Source organism: Salinactinospora qingdaonensis (assembly GCF_039539445.1).
Classification (GTDB): domain Bacteria; phylum Actinomycetota; class Actinomycetes; order Streptosporangiales; family Streptosporangiaceae; genus Salinactinospora; species Salinactinospora qingdaonensis.
The window spans coordinates 1-991 of the sequence record NZ_BAABDD010000079.1 but is presented as its reverse complement, the minus strand read 5'-3'; the positions used below and the strand labels follow the sequence as shown (position 1 = coordinate 991).

The following is a 991-nucleotide window of genomic DNA, read 5'->3' as shown; positions in this document are numbered from 1 at the left end:
CTAGATCGTTGATGGGAATCTTGTGGCCGGTCGCGGACATGGCGAAGGGCGCCCATGATCGATGTGTGACCAAAAACCTGGACGCCCTTCTGACCGCACTCTATGTCCATCTGGACGACCATGTCCTGCCGGCGGGCCCACAGCGTCCGAAGCCGGGGCGGCCCCGCCTGCTCACCGATGCCGAGCTGGTGTGTGTGGCGGTGGCCCAAGTCCTGCTGCGCTGCGACGACGAACGTCGCTGGCTGCGCCTGGCCCCCGGCAGGATCGGCCACCTCTTCCCGCGCCTGCCGTGCCAGTCCGAGTACAACCGCCACCTACGCGCCCTGACCCCGGTGTTGCTGAAGGCGACGGTGTGGCTGGCCCGGGCGGTGCCGACCTGGCAGGAGAACCTGCGGCTGATGGACGGTACACCGCTGCGCTGCGGCGCCTCACGCGCCACCGTGAACCGCTCCGGCCTGGGCGAGATCGCCGGCTACGGGATGGACCGATCCCACCACGCCTTCTACTGGGGCGCCAAGCTGATGCTCATCACCACCGCCGAGGGGGCGGTGTGTGCCTTCAGCCTGGCCCACCCCAAGGAGCTGGACGAACGCAAACAGGCCCTGCACCTGCTCCACGTCCAACGCTGCGCTCCCGAGCCCGGCCCGATCGTGTGCGACAAAGGCTTCGCCGGAGCCGGCATCGAGGCGGCCATCACCCGGCTGGGCCACGTACTCATCCGCCCGCCCCGCACCGACGAACCCGACACCCGTGCCTTTCCCGGCTGGCTACGCCAACGCATCGAAGCCATCATCTGGACCCTGAAGAACCAACTCGGCCTGGAGCGCCACAACGCCCGCACCACCGAAGGTCTGTGGACCCGAGTGTGCCAGCGCATCTGCGCCCTCAACGCCGCGATCTGGCACAACTGGCTCATCGACGCCCCCGTCAAACGCTCCCTGACCGCCTACGACCACTGACCAGCAACAACCATTCCCCATCAACGATCTAG

Annotated in this window: 1 protein-coding gene; it reads left to right on the top strand. The window is 67.7% G+C overall.

The features are described from left to right. Positions 1–65: 65 nt before the first annotated feature. Positions 66–959: a transposase gene (locus ABD848_RS24875; protein ID WP_344977648.1), complete on the top strand. Its 894-nt coding sequence runs from the start codon at positions 66–68 to the stop codon at positions 957–959. The last annotated feature ends 32 nt before the right edge of the window (positions 960–991 follow it).